The sequence below is a fragment of the Amycolatopsis stemonae genome (genome assembly GCF_054781455.1).
This window is the reverse complement of the sequence record NZ_BAAGUJ010000001.1, coordinates 873,595-893,240: the sequence shown is the minus strand read 5'-3', so window position 1 is coordinate 893,240 and position 19,646 is coordinate 873,595. Positions and strand designations below refer to the sequence as shown.

Annotated in this window: 17 protein-coding genes; 14 read left to right on the top strand and 3 right to left on the bottom strand. The window is 71.3% G+C overall.

All coding sequences use genetic code 11. The features are described 5' to 3' along the window. Positions 1–9 precede the first annotated feature (9 nt). Both ACYVLJ_RS04440 and ACYVLJ_RS04435 read left to right on the top strand, forming a co-directional pair. Positions 10–1,554 (top strand): acyl-CoA synthetase family protein, encoded by a 1,545-nt coding sequence (locus tag ACYVLJ_RS04440; RefSeq protein WP_460437823.1) that lies wholly within the window; start codon positions 10–12, stop codon positions 1,552–1,554. Next, positions 1,551–2,405, top strand: coding sequence for an amidohydrolase family protein (locus tag ACYVLJ_RS04435; protein WP_451969048.1), 855 nt, complete (start codon positions 1,551–1,553; stop codon positions 2,403–2,405). The genes ACYVLJ_RS04440 and ACYVLJ_RS04435 overlap by 4 nt, the downstream gene beginning before the upstream one ends. On the opposite strand, the gene ACYVLJ_RS04430 is transcribed toward ACYVLJ_RS04435, so the two are convergent. After that, positions 2,397–2,777, bottom strand: a complete 381-nt coding sequence (locus ACYVLJ_RS04430) for a VOC family protein (RefSeq protein WP_451969047.1) — start codon at positions 2,775–2,777, stop codon at positions 2,397–2,399. The genes ACYVLJ_RS04435 and ACYVLJ_RS04430 overlap by 9 nt on opposite strands. 53 nt (positions 2,778–2,830) lie before the next feature. Further along, positions 2,831–3,277: a MarR family winged helix-turn-helix transcriptional regulator gene (locus ACYVLJ_RS04425; RefSeq protein WP_451969046.1), complete on the bottom strand. Its 447-nt coding sequence runs from the start codon at positions 3,275–3,277 to the stop codon at positions 2,831–2,833. Between the two features lie 83 nt (positions 3,278–3,360). Here ACYVLJ_RS04425 and ACYVLJ_RS04420 point away from each other — a divergent pair, with 83 nt between their 5' ends. The 4 genes from ACYVLJ_RS04420 to ACYVLJ_RS04405 are packed head-to-tail and all read left to right on the top strand — an operon-like array spanning position 3,361 to position 6,603. Then, entirely contained in the window at positions 3,361–4,326 is a 966-nt protein-coding gene (locus ACYVLJ_RS04420; protein WP_460437822.1) for a ring-cleaving dioxygenase, read from the top strand. After that, positions 4,323–4,925 carry an alpha/beta hydrolase gene (locus ACYVLJ_RS04415; protein WP_460437821.1) on the top strand — a complete coding sequence of 201 codons (603 nt, stop codon included), beginning with the start codon at positions 4,323–4,325 and terminating at the stop codon, positions 4,923–4,925. Before ACYVLJ_RS04420 ends, ACYVLJ_RS04415 begins: the two co-directional genes overlap by 4 nt. A gap of 42 nt (positions 4,926–4,967) precedes the next feature. Beyond that, positions 4,968–6,107 (top strand): dipeptidase, encoded by a 1,140-nt coding sequence (locus tag ACYVLJ_RS04410; protein WP_451969041.1) that lies wholly within the window; start codon positions 4,968–4,970, stop codon positions 6,105–6,107. Positions 6,108–6,153: 46 nt separating this feature from the next. Then, positions 6,154–6,603, top strand: coding sequence for a LapA family protein (locus ACYVLJ_RS04405; RefSeq protein ID WP_451969040.1), 450 nt, complete (start codon positions 6,154–6,156; stop codon positions 6,601–6,603). 20 nt (positions 6,604–6,623) lie between these two features. On the opposite strand, the gene ACYVLJ_RS04400 is transcribed toward ACYVLJ_RS04405, so the two are convergent. Beyond that, entirely contained in the window at positions 6,624–7,445 is an 822-nt protein-coding gene (locus tag ACYVLJ_RS04400) for a maleylpyruvate isomerase family mycothiol-dependent enzyme (RefSeq protein ID WP_460437820.1), read from the bottom strand. An 82-nt stretch (positions 7,446–7,527) separates the two neighbouring features. Here ACYVLJ_RS04400 and ACYVLJ_RS04395 point away from each other — a divergent pair, with 82 nt between their 5' ends. From ACYVLJ_RS04395 to ACYVLJ_RS04360, 8 genes are all read left to right on the top strand, one after another. Further along, positions 7,528–8,319, top strand: a complete 792-nt coding sequence (locus tag ACYVLJ_RS04395) for an Abi-alpha family protein (protein WP_451969037.1) — start codon at positions 7,528–7,530, stop codon at positions 8,317–8,319. A gap of 4 nt (positions 8,320–8,323) precedes the next feature. Further along, entirely contained in the window at positions 8,324–9,559 is a 1,236-nt protein-coding gene (locus tag ACYVLJ_RS04390; protein ID WP_451969035.1) for a DUF445 domain-containing protein, read from the top strand. 111 nt (positions 9,560–9,670) lie between these two features. Further along, positions 9,671–12,634 carry a patatin-like protein gene (locus tag ACYVLJ_RS04385; RefSeq protein ID WP_460437819.1) on the top strand — a complete coding sequence of 988 codons (2,964 nt, stop codon included), beginning with the start codon at positions 9,671–9,673 and terminating at the stop codon, positions 12,632–12,634. 299 nt (positions 12,635–12,933) lie between these two features. After that, positions 12,934–13,443 (top strand): diaminobutyrate acetyltransferase, encoded by a 510-nt coding sequence (gene ectA / locus ACYVLJ_RS04380; protein WP_451969031.1) that lies wholly within the window; start codon positions 12,934–12,936, stop codon positions 13,441–13,443. A gap of 15 nt (positions 13,444–13,458) precedes the next feature. Continuing rightward, positions 13,459–14,712: a diaminobutyrate--2-oxoglutarate transaminase gene (gene ectB / locus ACYVLJ_RS04375; protein WP_451969029.1), complete on the top strand. Its 1,254-nt coding sequence runs from the start codon at positions 13,459–13,461 to the stop codon at positions 14,710–14,712. 11 nt (positions 14,713–14,723) lie between these two features. Beyond that, positions 14,724–15,110, top strand: a complete 387-nt coding sequence (locus ACYVLJ_RS04370) for an ectoine synthase (protein ID WP_451969028.1) — start codon at positions 14,724–14,726, stop codon at positions 15,108–15,110. Between the two features lie 33 nt (positions 15,111–15,143). Next, positions 15,144–16,046 carry an ectoine hydroxylase gene (thpD, locus tag ACYVLJ_RS04365; RefSeq protein ID WP_451969026.1) on the top strand — a complete coding sequence of 301 codons (903 nt, stop codon included), beginning with the start codon at positions 15,144–15,146 and terminating at the stop codon, positions 16,044–16,046. 493 nt (positions 16,047–16,539) lie between these two features. Continuing rightward, entirely contained in the window at positions 16,540–19,305 is a 2,766-nt protein-coding gene (locus tag ACYVLJ_RS04360; protein WP_460437818.1) for an AfsR/SARP family transcriptional regulator, read from the top strand. Positions 19,306–19,646 lie beyond the last annotated feature (341 nt).

Below are 19,646 nucleotides of genomic sequence, written 5' to 3'. Positions count from 1 at the left end.
GAGGTCTGGGTGGCCACAGGGTTCAACGCGGCGGAGTACCTGCTTTCGGCCGGACGCCCGGACGCGACCGCGGTCGTGTCGCCCCGGCGTTCGCTCACCTACGCCGAGCTGGCGGAGGAGTCCCGGCGGGTCGCGGCCGGGCTCGTCGAACTGGGCGTGCGGCCCGAAGAACGCGTCATGTTCTGCATGGTCGACGACGTCGAGCTGCTCACCGGCATCCTCGGCGCGATGCTGGCCGGCGCGGTCGCGGTGCCGGTTTCGACGATGGTCACCGGGCTCGAGCTGGGCAAGATGCTGGCCGACTCGCGGGCGCGCGTCCTGTGCGTGTCCGGCGAGTTCGCCGAGCAGGCCGTGACGGCGGCCGGGCTCGCCCCCGAGGTCACCGACGTGCTCCTCGACCGCTCGGACGCGACGGGGTTCGGCGTCCGGACCCACCGGTGGTCGTCGCTGACCGGCTCGTTCCGAAGTGGACAGACGTGGGCGGACTCGCCCGCGCTGTGGCTGTACACGTCGGGGACGACGGGGCAGCCGAAGGGCGCGATGCACCGGCACGCGAGCATCCGCGCGGTGTGCGAGACGTACGCGCGCGGCGTGCTGGCGACGACGTCCGCCGACCGGTTCCTGTCCGTGCCCAAGCTCTTCTTCGCCTACGGGCTGGGGAATTCGTGCTTCTTCCCGCTCGGCGCGGGCGGCACCACGCTGCTCGAACCTTCCCGCCCGACGCCCGCGTTGTTCGCGCGACGAGCACGTGAAGAGCAGCCGACGTTGTTCTTCGCCGTCCCGACGTTCTACGCGGCGCTGCTCGCCAGCGACGTCCCGGACGACTCGTTCGCTTCGGTGCGGCACGCGGTTTCGGCCGGGGAGCCGCTGCCGGCGTCGCTCTTCGAACGGTTCCGGGCGCGCTTCGGCCTGGAGATCCTCGACGGCATCGGGTCCACCGAGGCACTGCACATCTTCCTGTCGAACCAGCCGGGCACGATCCGGCCGGGCAGCACCGGCGTGCCCGTGCCCGGGTACGACGTCCAGATCCGCGACGAGGCCGGCGCGGTGATCGACGCCGTCGGCAAGCCGGGCGAGCTGTTCGTGGCCGGGCCGTCGACGGCGACCGGCTACTGGGCGCGCTACGACGCGACGAAGCTCGTGTTCCAGGGCCAGTGGCTGCGGACCGGCGACAGCTACGTGCGCAACGAGGACGGGACGTACAGCTGCCTCGGGCGGTTCGGCGACATGCTCAAGGCGGGCGGGATCTGGGTGTCACCGTCCGAAGTGGAGGAACGGCTGCGGCAGCACCCGGCGGTCGCCGAGGTCGCGGTGGTCGCCGCGCCGGACAGCGACGGCCTCGACAAGCCGGTGGCGTGCGTGGTGGCGGCGCCCGGGGTTACGGTGGACCCGGACGAGCTGATCGAGTTCTGCCGCGAAGGTCTCGCGGCGTTCAAGCGCCCGCGAGGAGTGGTCGAGGTGGCGGAACTGCCGAAGACGGCGACCGGCAAGATCCGCCGGAACGTGATCCGCGAGCAGGTCCGCGACGTGCTCCGGGTGGTGCCCAGCTCTTGATCGACGGGTACTTCGTGGTCGACGCACACGTCCACGCGCCGCGCCTGCCGACGCTCAAGCCCGCCTGGATGCAGTGGGCGCACGACTTCGCCGGGGCGTACCCGTGGCGTTCGGTGTACTCCGAAGACGGCGCGGTGATCCCGTCGGCGATGGACGAGCTGATGGCGGCCGAGGGCGTCGACCGCGTGCTGCTGTTCTGCGAGTACAGCCCGCGGGCCACCGGGATTCAGCCGATCGAGGACAACCTGCCGCTGGTCGCGCACAACCCGGCCCGGTTCCGGCTCGTCGCGAACGTCAACCCCTACCTGCACCACCCGCCGGCCGTGGAGGTCGAGCGGCAGCTGGACCTGGGCGCGGTCGCGCTGAAGATCCACCCGGTGCACGGCGCGTTCTCCCCGGCGGACAAGGAGATGTACCCGGTCTACGCGTTGTGCGCCGAGCGTGGCGTGCCGGTGATCCTCCACTCGGGAACGTCGAGCTTTCCCGGGTCCCGCACCAGTTTCGGCAATCCCGAGCTGATGTCCGATGTGGTCGAAGACTTCCCTTCGCTGCAGTTCGTCTTCGCGCACGGCGGCCGCGGCTGGTGGTACGACGTCGCGGCGTTCCTGGCGCTCGCCCGGGAGAACGTGTGGCTCGACCTCGCCGGGCTGCCGCCGAAGAAGCTGCCCGAGTACTACCAGCGGTTCGACCTGGCGCGGCTGGCCGGGAAGTTCGTCTTCGGGACGGACTGGCCCGGGGTGCCGAGCGTGGCCACGAACGTCCGGACGCTGGCCGGGCTCGGGCTGCCGGAGGACGTGCTGACCGGCGTGCTGTCGGGCAACGCGATCAAGCTGATGCCCGGCCTAGCCTAGGACCTGGTGCAGGCACAGCACGTTGCCCTCGGAGTCGGCGAACCAGGCTGCCCGTTCGTTGCCGACCTCGGCGATGTGCGCGACCGTCTTCAGGCCCTCCATCTCGAAGTCCTGGAACCGCACGCCCCGGCTCTCCAGCGTCTTGATCTCGCCTTCGAGGTCGACGACTTCGAAGCTCAGCGCCGTGTTCTCGCTCTGCGCGCCGGCCGGCATCGGCCGGAGGCCGATCGCGCCCGCGCCCGCCGCGAAGTACAGCGTTCCGTCTTCGCCCTTCCCCGTCTGCTTCAGGCCGAGGGAGTCCGCGTAGAAGTGGCCGGCGCGTTCGCTGTCGGTCACCGGGAGCATCGTCGTGATGGTCGATTCGGTCAGCATGACTCCCATGGTGCGCCACCGCGCGCACCCCGGTGACCTCGACTTTTTCAACGTCAGGCGTTGAACGCGCGCAGTGTCCGCATGGCTTCCGCGAGTGCTGCCGCGTCGTCACCCAGCGGGGTCAGCACGATGCGGCGCAGGATCTCCGCCGCCGCGGTCCGGGCCTTGTTCGCCATGTCGAGCCCGTGGTCGGTGAGGGAGGCGAACGTGACGCGGCGGTCGTCCGGGCTGGGGACGCGGCAGATCAGGTCGGCCGCCACCAGGCGGTCGGCCACCTTCGTGAAGCCGCCGCTGGACAGCGCGGCCTCGGTGGCCAGCTTGGTCATCGGCATCCGGTGGTCGGGCGAGCGGACGAGGCGCAGCAGGATGTCGAACGACGCGGGCGCGAGCCCGAGGCGGTCCGCGATCTCGCCCATCAGCTTGTCCTGCGTGGCCAGGTAGCCCTCGATGACCAGGCCCCACCACGTGACGATCTCGTCGTCGTCGGTCTTCGGATCCACGGCAGCAGCCTACCCGAAAGTCTGTACGGAATATATCTTGCGAGCGAGAGGTTCTGGGGTTACCTTGACCCGAGGAGGCAACCATGTCGATCAAGACGTCCGGCTTGCACCACGTGACCGCCATCGGCGGCGACCCGCAGCGCAACGCCGACTTCTACCTGCGCACCCTGGGCCTGCGGCTGGTGAAGACCACCGTGAACTTCGACGACCCGGGCACCTACCACCTCTACTACGGCGACAGCTCCGGCAAGCCGGGCTCGCTGATGACGTTCTTCCCGTGGCCCGACGCGCCGAGCGGCCGGCACGGCACCGGCCAGGCGACGACCACGTCGTTCTCCGTCCCCGAGGCCTCGATCGGCTGGTGGAAGCAGCACCTGGCCGCGCAGAAGATCGAGACCGGCGAGATCCGCAACGCCGACGACGAGGACACGCTCACCTTCCGTGATCCCGACGGCCTGAAGCTCGCCCTCGTCGCGCACCCGCAGGGCGACCCGCGCGACCCGTGGGACACCGAGCTCGTCCCCGCCGAGCACGCGATCCGCGGCCTGCACTCGGTGACCCTGTCGGTGACCAAAGAGGACGCCACGGCCGGCATGCTCACCGACGGCCTCGGCCTCAGCTTCGCCCGCCAGGAAAGCAACCGCCTGCGCTTCGCCGCCGGCGAAGGCGGGCCGGGCGCGCTGGTCGACGTCCTCGTGACGCCGGACGCGCCGCGCGGGCTGGTCGCCGCGGGCACGGTGCACCACGTCGCCTGGCGCGCGCCCGACGAAGCTACCCAGAAGACCTGGCGCGAAGAGCTCGTGGACCAGGGCGTGCACGTGACGTCCATCTTGGACCGCCAGTACTTCCGCTCGATCTACTTCCGCGAGCCGGGCGGCACGCTCCTCGAGGTCGCGACCGACGAGCCCGGCTTCGCCATCGACGAGCCGCTGCTCGAGCTGGGCCGCGCGCTCAAGCTCCCGCCGTGGCTGGAGCCGCGCCGCGAAGAGATCCAGCACATGCTGCCGAAGCTGAACCTCCCCGCCGAGAACAACCCGGAGCTGTCATGACGCTCGAGCACAAGTACGTCGAAGGCGCGCCGGACGCGCCGGTGCTGCTCCTGCTGCACGGCACCGGCGGCAGCCCGGACGACCTGCTCGGCCTGGCGCGCGAGCTGAACCCGGACGCCGCCGTGCTGGCCCCGGCCGGCCCGGTGTCGGAACACGGCGCGCCGCGCTGGTTCCGGCGGCTCGCCGAGGGCGTCTTCGACCACGAAGACGTCGTCAAGCGCGCGAACCAGCTCGCCGACTTCGTCCTCGAAGCCCGCGAGAAGTACGGGCTCGGCGACCGGCGGCTGGTGGCCGTCGGCTTCTCGAACGGCGCCAACATCGCGGCCGCGGTGGTCCTCCTGCGACCGGAGGTCGTGCGGGAAGCCGCGCTCTTCGCGGCGATGTCGCCGGTTCCGGCGCCACCGGAGCACGACCTCAGCGCGTCGCGGGTCTTCCTGGCCAACGGCGAACGCGACCCGATGGCGCCCCTGGCGTCCACCGAGGAGCTGATCGGGTTCCTCCGCGAGCGCGGTGCCGACGTCGTCACGCAACGTCACCCCGGCGGGCACCAGATCACCCTCGACGGTGTCCGGGCGGCGGCGAAGTGGATCACGGCCTAGCGTTTGTACGGACCGTATATCGGCCCGGCCTACGATCGGGCGATGACTAACGAGGCACTACAGCGCGCCACCAAACTGCTGGATTCGGTCATCCTCGCCGACGGGCACAACGACCTGCCGTGGGAACTGCGGCAGCACGGCGGCCCGAACCCGGTCGAGGCGGCCGCGTCGCTGGACCTGACCGTCCGGCAGCCGGCCCTGCACACCGACTTCCCGAAGCTCGCCGACGGGAAGCTCGGCATGCAGTTCTGGTCGGTCTACGTGCCGTGTGAGTTCGAGGGCCACAGCGCCGTGACGGCGGTGCTGGAGCAGATCGAGGTCGTCCACCAGCTGGCCGAGCGCTACCCCGACCGGCTGCGGCTGGTCGACACCGCGGACGAGGCCGAGGCCGCGTTCGCCGACGGCCGGATCGCGTCGCTGCTCGGCGCCGAAGGCGGGCACAGCATCGCCGAGTCGCTCGGCGTGCTGCGGATCCTGCGTCGCCTCGGCGTCCGGTACATGACGCTGACGCACAACTACAACACCACCTGGGCCGACTCGGGCACCGACGAGCCGGCCCACGGCGGGCTCACCGAGTTCGGCCGCGACGTCGTGCGCGAGATGAACAAGATCGGGATGATGGTCGACCTTTCGCACGTCGCGCCGACGACCATGCGCGACGCGATCGAGGTCAGCTCGGTGCCGGTGATCTTCAGCCACTCCTCGTGCCTCGCCGTCAACGACCACCCGCGCAACATCCCGGACGACGTCCTGGCGCTGCTGCCCGGCAACGGCGGCGTCGCGATGACGACGTTCGTGCCGGCCTTCGTCTCACCGAAGGTCACCGCGTGGGACCACGAGCTGAAGGCCGCCATGGCGGCGGCGGGCCAGGACTACCGGAACCTGGGGCAGCGCGGGCAGTTCGTGAAGGAGTGGGACGGCCCGGCCAAGCCGAAGGCCACCGTCGAGGACGTCGTCGCGCACGTCGAGCACGCCCGCGAGGTCGCCGGGATCGACCACATCGGCCTGGGCGGCGACTACGACGGCGTCGGCTCCCTGCCGGAGGGCCTGGAGGACACGTCCAAGTACCCGGTGTTGTTCGCGGCGCTGCTCGAGCGCGGCTGGAGTGAGGAAGACTGCGCGAAACTGGCCGGGAAGAACACGCTCCGCGTCCTCCGGGAGGTCGACGGCTTCGCCCGTTAGGGGGGTTGGGGCGGCGCTCCCCGCGCGTGAGACGGACACTGGGCTCATGACGCACGCGCGCGGGGGCGCGGCCGACCGCCCCACCAGTGACTTGCCCGCCAGCGACGGCCCCGGCCGCCACCAGCTGGGCGAAAACGACGTGCCCGAAGGCGCGCTGGAGCCCGCCGAACAGCGCGCCGGCGACGTCCGGCCCGGCCCTGAGGAGATCGCGCCGGTCCGGCCCGCACCCAGCCGGCCCGCCGGGGCCGCCAAGATCAAGCGGACCCGCATCAGCGGTACCTGGGTCGCGGTGATCGCCGGGCTGATCGTGCTGGTCCTGCTGCTGATCTTCATCCTGCAGAACCTGGACTCGGTGACCGTGCACTTCTTCGGCGCCGAGGGCAGCCTGCCGCTGGCCATCGCGATGCTGTTCTCGGCCATCGGCGGCGCGGCGCTCGTCGCCCTGATCGGCGGCGCCCGGATCCTGCAGCTGCGAAAACAGGCCCGCCGCCGCTGACGCAAGCGCTTGCCCGCTGGTCAGACGATGATCGACGTCATCGTCAGCACCTGCGCGCAAACGTTTTCGTCACCGGTCGTGCGGACGTGGCCGACGTCGGCGGCGTTGCGGGTGCAGAGCCGCCAGAACGTGTCCAGGTCCGTCGTCACCGTGGCCAGCGGGGTGCGTGACGGCGGCGCGCCGCGGTCGAGCGTCCAGCCGTCGCGCTCGCGGCGGGCGTACCACTTGCCGGCGCCGGTCACGGTGTAGCCGACCTGCTTGCCGACGCGCGCGTCGACGTCGCGCAAGGTGTGCGGCAGCGCGCGGACGAACGTGTCGGCGATCGGCTCGGCGTACTCCCGCTCCAGCGGCGTGTGCTCCAGGGCCTCGCGGATCTGCACGTGGTGGACCCAGAACTCCGAATACTCGCGGGCCGCGTCCAGCCAGCGCGGCGCGGGCTCGTCGCCAGCCCAGCTGACCGGCTCGCCCACGGCGTCGAGATCGAGCTGCGCCCAGTACTCGGTCGTCTGGCCCATGAACTCGTACATCATCGTGAGCAGGACGTCGGTCGACAGGCGACGGCAGGCGACGACCCACTCCTCGTTGATCCGGTCGATGAACCGCGGGAAGGACTCACCCGCGCGGGGGCTTTCGGACGCGTGCCCGTCGCGGCCGCGGGAGAGCCGGCCGACCTTGTCGCCGAGCAGGTGGGCGGCGACGTCCTTGACCGACCAGCCCGCGCACATCGTCGGCCGCGTCCAGTCTTCGTCGGTCAGCGCGCCGAGCAGCGTCATCAGCGCCTGCTCTTCTTTCGAGAAGTACGGGAGGACGTCGATCGGCGGGCCCCAGCGCGTCGGACTCATGTCGCACATAATGCCGGTCGTCACACCTCCATCCGGCCTACCCGCAGGTAGCATCAGCCCGTACGCAGAGGGGAGTCCGCCGGTGAACGCAGAGCGACCGAACGGCCGGGGCACCGGCGACGAGGTGGCCGACCTGGCCCGCCGCGCCGGGCAACTGGCGGGCTGGGCCGCGCGCACCAGCTTCGCGCTCGGGCGCAAGCTCCCCGGTGTCGAGACCGCCGAACGCACGGTCCGGCAGGTCGAGCACTCCCTGCTGGCCGAGCTGCGCCGTCGCCTGGACGAGGTCGACGACCCGTACCACGCGGCCCTGACCGCGGCGTCCGCGATGAACCGCCCGGCGGTGCCCGGCAAGGTCGAGGCCAGCGTCACCATCGTGCCGGCGCGCGACAACCACGCCGAGCCGCTGCGCGCGGCGATGGCCGAGCTGCTCAACCACTCCATCGGCTTCGGCCGCGAGCGCGCCCGCGAGTACTTCTACGCGATCATCCTGCGCCAGCTGACGCCGGACGAGGCCCGCATCCTGTCCGCGCTGTCGGACGGCTCGCCGTTCCCCGCGGTCGACGTCGTCGAGCGCACCGGCCTCGGCGGCACCGGCCGCGTCGCGCTGCGCAACGCGTCGACCGTCGGCAAGGCGGCGGGGGTGTCGCTGCCCGACCAGGTGCCCGGCTACGTCACGCGGCTGATCGGGCTCGGGCTGGTCGACCTCGACGAAGAGGTGCCGGCGCTGGAGACGCAGTACGAGATCCTGCTGACCGACGAGACCGTGCGCGACGCCGAGAAGCACGTCAAACGCGCGAAGTACGTCCGGCGGACGATCCACATCTCGCGCCTGGGGGCGCAGTTCTGGCAAGCCTGCGACCCGAGTTTCGCGTAGCCGGATGGGGGCGTTCCTCGCCGGCATCGTCGCCGACTTCGCGCAGCACTGGCCCCTCTACGTCTCGATCCCCCTCGTCGCCGCGCTGATCGGCTACGGCACCAAGCTCGTCGCGATCCGGATGATGTTCCAGCCGGTGGAGTTCATCGGCGTCAAGCCGTTCCTCGGCTGGCAGGGCATCGTGCCGAAGCGCGCGGCGCGGATGGCGAGCATCGCCTGCGACACGATGACCGAGCAGCTCATCAAGCCGGCCGAGGTCGTCGCGCGGCTGGACGCGTCGCGGATCGCCCAGGAGATCGAGAAACCGCTGCTCGCGGGCGTCGAGGACATCGTGCGCGAGGTGGCGGGGCACTACCAGCCGGGGCTCTGGGAGTCGCTGCCGGTGCGGGTGCAGCAGCTGGTCATCCAGCGCGTCCAGCACGAGTCGCCGCGGATGGTCGCGGCCGTGCTCGACCTGATCAAGTCCGATGTGGACAGTGTCTTCGACCTCAAGGGCATGGTGGTCACCAGCCTGGTCAAGGACAAGCGCCTGCTGAACCGGATCTTCCAGGAAGCGGGCGCGAAGGAGTTCAAGTTCATCGCCCGTTCGGGCCTGGTGTTCGGCGGCGCGATCGGCGTGATCCAGATGGTCGCCTGGGTGCTGTTCAAGTTCCCGCCGATCATGCCGGTCTTCGGCCTCTTCACCGGCTGGTTCACCGACTGGCTCGCGCTGCGGATGATCTTCTACCCGATCGAGCCGCGCAAGTACTTCGGCGTCGAGTGGCAGGGCCTGTTCCTGAAGCGGCGCGCGGAGGTCGCGGAGGCGTACGGGTCGCTGATCGCCAAGGAGATCATCACCCCGCACAACGTCATCGAGGCGATCCTCAACGGCCCGCTGTCGGACCGGGTGCTGGCGCTGATCCAGCGCCAGCTCGACCGGGAACTGGGCAGCGTCGCCAAGCCGGTGCTGGTGTTCGCGGTCGGCAGCCGCAAGTACCAGGACATGAAGCTGGCGATCGCGTCCCAGATCATGTCCCGCCTGCCGGAGACGATGCGCTACATCGAGGACTACGCGACGGACGCGATGGACATCCGGAACGTCCTGGTGTCGAAGATGAAGGAGCTCTCCCCGCACGAGTTCGAGCGCCTGCTGCGCCCGGCTTTCGAGCAGGACGAATGGATCCTGATCGCGACGGGCGCGGTGCTCGGCTTCCTCGTCGGTGAAGGCCAGGTGCTGGTGCTGGAGCACCTGGCGAGCTGAGCACCCGGCCGGGCGAGCAACTCCACCCGAACGGCCGTACACCTGTACGTATCCCGGGGCTTACCTTGCGCCTCTACTCTGCGTCAGGACGACGACCGGGCGGGGGAGCCCATGCCTCAGACAGTGCAGCCGTGGCAGCAGGAGATCCGCCTGGCGATGACGATGGTCGGCGGTGCCAGCCTCGCCATCTGGATGGGCGGTGTCGCCACCGAGACGTCGCAGCTGCTGCGCGAGTCGCGGGGCGACACCGGGCCCGGGCTCTACCGGAAGCTGCTCGACCTGCTCCGCGCGTCGGTGTCGGTCGACGTGCTCACCGGGACCAGCGCCGGCGGGATCAACGCCGCCTGCCTCGGGCTCGCCGAGGCCTTCGGCTCCACGCCGCAGGTGCTGCGCGACACCTGGATCAGGATCGGGTCGCTGGAGAACCTCGTCCGCGACCCGGCCGAGGCGCAGCCGCGGTCGATCCTCGACGGCGACCGGGTGCTGCTCGGCGACCTCGAGCGGGCGCTGCACGAGATCACCGATCCCGGAGCCGCGCCCGCCGAGGAGCCGGACATCACCGTGCTGCTCACCGGCACGATGATCGACGGCGAGACGACCCGGTTCGACGACGCGCTCGGGAACCTGGTGCGGGACACCGAACACCGCATGCTCTTCCGCTTCGGCGGTCCACAGTGGACGCAGGGGGTGCAGGGCCCGCTCGCCCTCGCCGCGCGCTCGACGGCGTCGTTCCCGGGTGCCTTCGAGCTGTCCCGGATGCACGTCGGCCCGGAGGGGACCGACGAGCTGCACCCCGACATGACCGCCTACACCGACCTGACGCGCTCGCACTGGCTGACCGACGGCGGCGTGCTGCTCAACAAGCCGCTGCGGCCGGCCCTGCGCGAGATCTTCGAACGCCCGTCGCACGCGGACGTGCGGCGGCTGCTGCTCTACGTCGTGCCGACCGGCGAACGCGAAGCGAGCGAGATCGCCTGCGACGCAGCGAACCCGCCACTGCTGTCGAACGCGATGAGCAAGGTCGTCTCGACGGTGATGAGCCAGTCGATCAGCGCCGAGCTCGAGGACCTGACCCGGCACAACGACGCCGTCGTCCGGACGCGGGACACCCGCGTCTCGCTGGCGGCGCTGGGCCTGCGCGGCGGGCCCGACTGCCTGATCGACCGGCGCATCGCCACCGCCTACCTGGAGCGGCGGACGGCCGAGGACGCGGCGGAGCTGGTCCGCGTCGCCACCCGCCGGTACGCACTGTCCGATGTGGACACCGAAGACCGCGAGTGGGCCTCGGGGATGTCGCAGCAGCTGCGCGCGGTCGCCGTCGGCGGGCTGAGCAGCGGCATCCCGCCCGAGCCGCCGGCGGCCACCATGGCCGTGCCCGACCTCGTCGCGTACCGGACGAGCGCGCTCGACGACGCCGTCGCGACCGGGCTGCAGCTGATCAACGCCGCGTTCCGGCTCGGCCCCGACCCCGCGCAGGCCAAGGCCCTCAACGACGCGCGGGCCGGGCTGCACACCGCGCGGCAGAAGTCCGCGCGCGGCGTCCGGCTCGCGCAGTGGGTCGCGGCGCACGACGGGCCCGGCGCCAGTAGCACTCTGGACGTCTGGATCCGCGAGCTCGCCGAGGAGTGGGCCGGGCTCGGCCGCTCCGACGAGGTGGCGCAGGCCTGGCCGATGGTCGTGGCGGCGGTGCGCGCCGCGGCGCCGACGTTCCAGGCGCTGGCCGACGCCGCGCCGGAACCGGCCGACACCACGGTCAAGACGCTGCTGGAGTGGCTCGACCCCGGCTCGCCCGACGACGTCGTCCAAGCCCGGCTGCTGGCCCTGCACGTTGCGACGCGGGGGCTGCTCGCGCAGGCACCGTCGGTCGACCAGCGCGTCGAGCTCGTGCAGGTCAGCGCCGATTCGCGGACGCTGCTGGACCTGAAGCGCCGCCGGTCGTGGGACAAGCTGACCGGGATGCAGGCCGACTACTTCGGCGCGTTCTACAAGGCGTCGTGGCGGGCCAGCGACTGGATGTGGGGCCGCGTCGACGGCGCCGGCTGGCTGGTGCAGTGCCTGCTCGACCCGCAGCGCCTGGAAACCCTGCGCGACCTCATCGGACCCGAGGCGTTCCGGACCGAGCTCGTCGAACTCCTCACGCCGCTCTGGCGCCTGCCCGATCGCGACGACAACGCCGAGCCGGCCGAGGTGCAGCAGCTGACCGGCCAGCTCGACGCCGAACTCGCGTTCCTCGGGCTGAACGCGAAGCTCGAGTCCGTGGACTTCGCCACCACACGCCCGGTCAGCATGCCGGTCACGGCGATGGTGCTGGCCCGCACACGCCAGGCCGAGATCGCCGCGGAAGAACTTCCGGTCGTCGCGACGCAGGCGGCCGCGGACGTCAAGACCGGCGGGTGCAGCGGCCGGGCGTCGGCCGGGTTCCGCGCGCGGGCCGCGCAGCCGAGCGCCGCCGCGGCCGCCGCCCAGAGCGTGTTCCAGGCGTGCCAGGTGTCGGCGGAGAAGCTCGCGGGTGAGCAGGGCACGGCCCAGCTGACGCGGACGCTGGTCAAGCTCGGCGCCGCGACGGTCAACGCGGGCGTGGTGGCGTTCCGCCTGCCCGGCGGCTGGCCGAAGACGGTCGCGGGCATGCTGCGGACGGTGGCCAGGAGCACGGCGAAGGTCACGCAGAGCGCGTCCAGGCTGGGCACACCGGGCTCGCTGGCCGCGGGCGTGCTGGCGCTGCTGGCCGGCCTGGTGATCGGCGACAGCGGCGGCGCGATCCTGCAGTGGATCGGCCTCCCGGTGCTGGCCGGCGCGGTCGTCTACCTGGCCACGGCGCTGCTGACCATGGGGCACCCCGCGCGACGGCTGTTCGCGCTGCTCGGGGTGCTCGTCGTCGCCGCGCTCCTGCTGGCCTCGTTCCTGCCGCCGCTCGCGCAGCCGTTCTTCGGCTGGCTCGGCAGCGTGGTGGCGGGCTGGCGCCGGGGCGAGGGCGCGGTCTGGTGGCTCGTGGTGGCCGCCTTCCTGATCCTGCCCGCCGTCGTGATGCCGGTGAGCGGGATCTGGCGCCGCGTCCGCCACCGCCGCGGAGCCTGACCGGACACCTTCGCCGTCGAGGGGCGCCGCGGCCGCCGGCCGTCCGGCCGGGGGCGCCGCTCGTGCGGACTCGTGCGGAATACGGCCCGTCGCCTTGCGATCACGGCCGCGAAGGTTCATGGTGCCGGTAGGTCGCGAACCACCGGCGCGCGACCCAGGCGCGCGTATGCCCACGAACCGTCCACATCAAACATGTTTGTGGGACTCCTCACCGGGTACTCCGCGTCGCCGCAGGTCATTGCGGGGGCCGTGAGCCAGATCGCTGGCGGGCCGAAAATTCTCTGTTACGTTTCCTGAGTATGTCCGTAACGCACTTGATCGAATCCCCGACCAAGGCGGACGGCGCGGAGCTGTGGCGAATCGCGCGTGATTCCGCCAAGCTCGATCTCAACTCGCCGTACGCATACATGCTGTGGTGCCGCGATTTCGCCGAGACCTCGGTGGTCGCGCGCGAGGACGGCAGGGCGGTCGGATTCGTGACCGGCTACCGCCGGCCGGGGGAGCCCGACGTCGGGTTCGTCTGGCAAGTCGCGGTCGACGCGTCCCAGCGCGGGAAGGGCCTGGCAGGGAAGCTGCTCGACGCCCTGTACGACCGCCTGGTCGACAACGGGGTGCGTTACCTCGAGACCACCATCACCCCGGACAACGAGGCGTCCATCCGGCTGTTCACGTCGTTCGCGAAGCGCTGGAACGCCACGGTGGAAACCACGGTGCTGTTCGCCGGGGAAGATTTCCCCGAAGCCGGGCACCTGGCCGAAGAGCTTTACCGCATCGGTCCGCTCACAGCACGCAAAGATCCGGGCGAGTAGGAGAAAAGAAACGTCATGAGCATCTTCGAAGAGCTCGAATCAGAGGTCCGCAGCTACAGCCGCGGGTGGCCGGTCGTGTTCGACCGCGCCCAGGGCAGCTGGCTGTACGACGAGAGCGGAAAGCCCTATCTGGACTTCTTCGCGGGCGCCGGCGCGCTGAACTACGGGCACAACAACCCGAAGCTGAAGCAGGCGCTGATCGACTACATCCAGCGTGACGGCGTCACCCACGCGCTGGACATGTTCACCGTGGCCAAGCGCGACTTCCTGCAGACCTTCCGCGACAAGATCCTCGACCCGCGCGGGTACGGCTACAAGGTCGTCTTCCCCGGGCCGGGCGGCGCGAACGCCGTCGAAGCGGCGCTGAAGCTGGCGCGCAAGGTGACCGGCAAGGAGTCGGTCATCAACTTCACCAACGCCTTCCACGGCATGACGCTGGGCGCGCTGTCGGTCACCGGCAACTCGATGAAGCGCGGCGGCGCCGGCGTCCCGCTGGTGCACGCCACCCCGATGCCGTACGACAACTACTTCGACGGCGACTACCCGGACTTCTTCTACTTCGAGAAGCTCCTGGAAGACTCGGGCAGCGGCCTGAACGAGCCCGCCGCCGTGATCGTCGAAGGCGTCCAGGGCGAAGGCGGCATCAACGCCGCCCGCGTCGAGTGGCTCAAGGCCCTCGGCGACCTCTGCAAGCGCCACGGCATCCTGCTGATCCTCGACGACGTCCAGATGGGCTGCGGCCGCACCGGCCCGTTCTTCAGCTTCGAGGACGCCGGGATCCAGCCGGACATCGTCTGCCTGTCGAAGTCCATCGGCGGCTACGGCATCCCGATGGCGCTGACGCTGATCAAGCCGGAGCTCGACGTCTGGGAGCCGGGCGAGCACAACGGCACCTTCCGCGGCATCAGCCCCGCGTTCGTCACCGCGAAGGAAGCGATCGACGTCTACTGGAGCGACGACGAGCTCGAGAAGTCGACCACCGCGAAGGGCGAGCGCATCGCCGCCGCGTTCTCGGGCATCGTCGAGTCCTACCCGGACGCGAACCTGCTCGCCAAGGGTCGCGGCCTGGCCCGCGGCATCGAGTTCCAGAACGGTGACCTGGCCGGGCGCATCTGCGCGGAAGCGTTCGCGCGCGGCCTGCTGATGGAAACCTCGGGGCCCGACGGCGAAGTCATGAAGCTGTTGCCGCCGTTGACCCTGACCGACGACGAGCTGACGCAGGGCCTGTCGATCATCGACGAGTCCGTGAAGGCCGTCCTGACCAAGTAAGGGAGTACGACGTGCTCGTCCGCACGCTCGACGAGATCACCGACACCGACGCCGACATCAAGACCCCGAACTGGCGCAGCAAACGCATCATCCTGGCCAAGGAGGGCGTCGGCTTCTCGGTGCACGAGACCACGCTGTACGCGGGGACGGTCAACGACTTCTGGTACGCCAACCACATCGAGGCCGTGTTCATCACCTCCGGTGAGGGCGAAATCGAAGATCTGGCCACCGGCAAGGTGTACGAGCTCAAGCCCGGCACCCTGTACCTGCTCAACGACCACGACAAGCACCAGGTCCGGCCGAAGACCGAGATCAAGTGCGTCTGCGTCTTCAACCCGCCCGTGACCGGTCGCGAGGTCCACGACGAGAACGGCGTGTACCCGCTGGTCACCGAGTAAGGAACCGGAGAAAGGAAACAGGAGGCGAAGCCCGTGACGCTCACGGACACCCGGGTCGACGACAGTTACCCGACCCGGATCACCGGTACGCCGGCCCACCTGCCGCGCGTGCACCCCACGGTGTGGGGTACCGAAGCCGACGGCCCGATCGACGCCGCCACACTGGCCAACCACGAGACCAACGGCTACACCGTGGTCGAGGACCTGCTCTCCGTGGGCGAGGTCCAGGCGTACTGGCAGGAGCTGGTGCGGCTGTCCTCCGACGGGGAGCTCGCCAGGGACGAGCGCGTGATCACCGAGGCGAAGACCGGTGAGGTCCGGTCGATCTTCGACGTCCACGAGATTTCGGGCCTGATCGCCGAGCTGGTGCGCGACCCGCGCGTGCTGGACCGGGCCCGGCAGCTGCTCGGCTCCGAGGTGTACGTCCACCAGAGCCGCGTCAACTACATGCCGGGGTTCAAGGGCACCGGGTTCTACTGGCATTCGGACTTCGAAACCTGGCACGCGGAGGACGGCATGCCATCGCCGCGCGCGGTCAGCTGCTCCATCGCGCTGACGGACAACTACCCGTTCAACGGCGGTCTGATGATCATGCCGGGTTCGCACCGGACGTTCGTCCAGTGCGCCGGCGAGACGCCGGACGAGAACTACAAGGCCTCGCTCAAGGACCAGCGGGTGGGCGTGCCGAGCGAGGACGACATCACGAAGATGGCGGCCGAGCACGGCATCGACCAGTTCACCGGGCAGGCCGGTTCGGCCCTGTGGTTCGACTCGAACATCATGCACGGCTCCGGGAACAACATCACCCCGTACCCGCGCTCGAACATCTTCCTGGTGTTCAACAGCGTGGAGAACGCCCTGGAGGAGCCCTACGCGGCGAGCGTGCCGCGGCCGGCGTTCATCGCCGGCCGCGACTCGACGCCGATCTCGCGGTGAAGCAGCCCCCGCGAACGCGCGGGTGCACGGCCCCGCGGTGACCGACTCGGTGCGCTTTGTTACCGTGTCGCCACCGCGTGGGCGTGTGGCCCGCGCAACAGACGTCCTCGAGGACGACCGGCGGCGGGTGCTTCGCTCGGGGTGAGCCCACCCGCCCGGCCGTCAGCGTGGACGACGGGCGGACCGCGCCCCCTGGCGGCCCGGCCGGGAGTTCCAGGTGCTTTCCGGGGGCTCCGGGTGGCGGAGCCGCCGGCCCGGGGCGAAGCCCCGGGACAGCACCGCACGACCCCGCACCAGCGGCTCGGGACCGATGGTGCGGGGTCGTGTCATGTCCGGCCCCGTGGAAGCCGCACCGGGGTCCGGGTCCCGCTGCGGAATCCGCAGGAACCCAAAACTCCTGGTACCGGGCCTGCTCGACAGCCGGTGACCAAGGTAGGTTGACTCTCCCGGCGAGGGAGACGCCGCGGACGACCCAGGGGAGGTGGGCGCGAGCATGGCCGAATGCCGGTTCCAGCTGCTCGGGCCCGTCCAGCTGTTCGACGGCGACGTCGCCGTGCCCATCGGCGGCCCCGGCGTCCGCGGGCTGCTCGCCCTCCTCGCGCTCAAGCCCGGCAAGGTCGTCGGGCTCGACGAGATCATCGACGCGCTCTGGGGCCACGACCCGCCCGCGACGGCCCGGACCATCGTCCACGGCAACGTCTCGCACCTGCGGCGGATCCTCCGCGAGATCGGCGGCCCGAGCATCCTGACCACCCCGCCGGGCTACCGCCTGGAGGTCGAGCCGGACCGCGTCGACGTCCACCGGGCGCGCACCCTGCTGGACCGGGCCTCCGTGGCCGGGCCGGAAACCGCGGCCACGCTCTTGGCCGAGGCGCTCGCGCTGTGGCAGGGGCCGGCGCTGGGCGGCGTGCCCGACTCGCTGCGGGCCCCCGAACTCGAAGACCTCCGCCGCGCCGTGCACGGCGCGCGCGTCGACGCCGACCTCGACCTCGGCCGGCACGCCGAGCTGATCGTCGAGCTGAGCCCGATCGTGCGGGCCGATCCGCTCGCCGAGCGGACCGCCGGGCAGCTGATGCGCGCGCTCTACCACGCCGGGCGCCGCGGGGACGCGCTCGAGCTGTACCGGACCGTCTCCCGCGCCACCCTCCGCACCCTGGGCGTCGAGCCCGGCGCCGAGCTCCGCTGGCTGCACGAGCGGGTGCTCAACGACGACCTCCCGGCACTTTCCCGGGAAAGCTCCCCAGTGGGGGCAGCACATTCCCGGGAAAGTGCCGCCCCCGGGGAGCCGATCTCGCAGCTGCCCGCCGCGGTGCCCCGCCTGGCGGGGCGCGCCGACGAGCTGGCCTGGCTCGACGGCCTGGTCACCCGGGCCGAGGCGGGCCAGACGACCATCGCCGTGGTCACCGGGACCGCCGGGGTCGGCAAGAGCACGCTCGTCGTGTGGTGGGCCCATCGCGTCGCGGCGCGGTTCCCGGACGGCGTCCTGTTCGCTTCGCTGCGCGGTTTCGACCCGCACCACCCGCCGCTGGAGCCGGCCGAGCTGCTCACCCAGTTCCTGCTCGGCCTCGGCGTCGAGACCGCGAAGATCCCCGAGCTGCTGCACGAACGCGTCGCCCTCTACCGGTCGCTGATCGCGGGACGGCGGATGCTCGTGCTGCTCGACGACGCCCGCACGGCCGAGCAGGTGCGCCCGCTGCTGCCGCCGAGCGCGCGGACGATGACCGTGGTGACCAGCCGCTCGCGCCTCGACGGGCTCGCCGTGTCGAACGCGGCCCAGCAGCGCGTGCTCGGCACGCTCGCGCCCGAGGACGCCGTCCAGCTGATCGAGGAGCTCGCCGGCCCGGCCGAGCTCAACCACGCCCTCGCGCGGCTCTGCGGCTACCTCCCGCTCGCCCTCCGCATCGCGGGCGCGCGGCTTTCGGCGAGCGCGCAGCGCACCGCCGAGGAGCTGGTCGACGAGCTCGGCAACGAGCGGACGCGGCTGGCGGGGCTGCAGGTCGACGGCGCCGACGACGGTGTGCGCGCCGCGTTCGACGTCTCCTTCCGGGGGCTGCCCGGCGAGGTCGCGGAGACGTTCCTGCAGCTGGGCGCGGTGCCGGGGGTGATGGTCGGGCCGCACCTGATGGCCGCCGTCGCGCAGATCCCGGTGGCCGAGGCCCGGCGGCGGCTGCGCGCGCTGGCCGCGCACAACCTGATCGCCGAGACCGCGCGCGACGTCTTCGTCCCGCACGACCTCGTCTGGCTCTACCTGCGCGAACTCGCCGAGCAGGAGCTGGGTGAGAAGGAGCGCGACGAGGCGCTCGGCTGGACCGTCCGCTACTACCAGGCGGTGGCCGACCGGGCCCGGCGCCGGCTGGGGCCCGTCGCCGATCCGCTCACCTTCGACGGCGTGCTCGGCGAAGAGGCCATGCCGCCGCTACCGGGCTTCGCCGAAGCGCAGGACTGGTTCGCGGCCGAGTGGCCGAACCTGCTGGCGGTCCTCGACGCCGCGTACGCCGCGGGCCGCCACGACGACGTCTGGCGGCTGGCCCGGATCGGGCACAGCTACCGCGTCGCGTGCCCGCTGCTGGACGAGTGGACGCGGATGGCCGACCTCGGCGTCGCCGCCGCCGAAGCCGCGGACGACGTCGAAGGGCAGTGCTGGCTGCGGCTCGCGCGGTGCGAGATCGCGCTGACCTTCGAGCTGCCCGGGGCCGGTCTCGCCGACGCCGAACGGGCGCTGGACCTCGCCGCCGGATCCGCCGACCCGCGGCTCGTCACGTCGGTGGACCTGCACCTGGGCCGCGCGCTGAGCCGGCTCGGCGAGCACGAGAAGGCCATCGACAGGCTGGCGAAGGCCGTCGAGGAGGCGCCGGACGGCACGCTCCGCGGCCTGGCGCTCGGCAGCTGCGCGCAGGCGGAGAAGCGGGCCGGCCGGCTGCCCGAGGCGATCGCCCACCAGCTCGCGGGACTGGCGATCGACCGCGAAGCCGGCGACGACGACCGGCTCGTCGTCTCGCTCGACAAGCTGGCCGAGCTCTGCCTGCGGGCGGGCGACCTCGAGGCGGCGCAGCAGCACGTCTGGGAGGCGATCGACCTCGCCATCAGCCGCGAGTTCGTGGTCCGCGAGGGCGCGCTGCGGCTGACGCTGGGCCGGGTCCTGCGGGCCCGGGGCGATCTCGACGGCGCGCGGGAACAGCTGGCGTTGTCCGTGCGCATTTACGAACGGGTGCACCCGAAGCTGGTCGGCGAGGTCCGGACCGAGCTCGCCGAACTGTAGCCGGGATTTCCCCGCGCATTCGAACTGCGACAACTCGGCGCCGGTGATCAAGATTTGTGAAGAGTCCACCGGTTGCGAATGTGTCACGGCCCGGCTTCGGCGCGGCCAATTCCGCACGTCCGTGTCCCGGTGAGGCGGAAACGGCCCGGAACCGGGGTCGATCCTTAGTGGATTCTTAGTGTCGCCGGCCTACGTCCGCGTAGGTTCGGTGGTGCCGGCTGAGCCCTAGGGGAGGGGCAGGCTGAGACGCCGGCGCCGGGCCCCGCGCGGGAAAACTCCCGCCGGGGCCGGGAGCCGCCAGGAGCGGCTCGTGGCGGCCCGGCCGGCCGACGTGGGGGTAG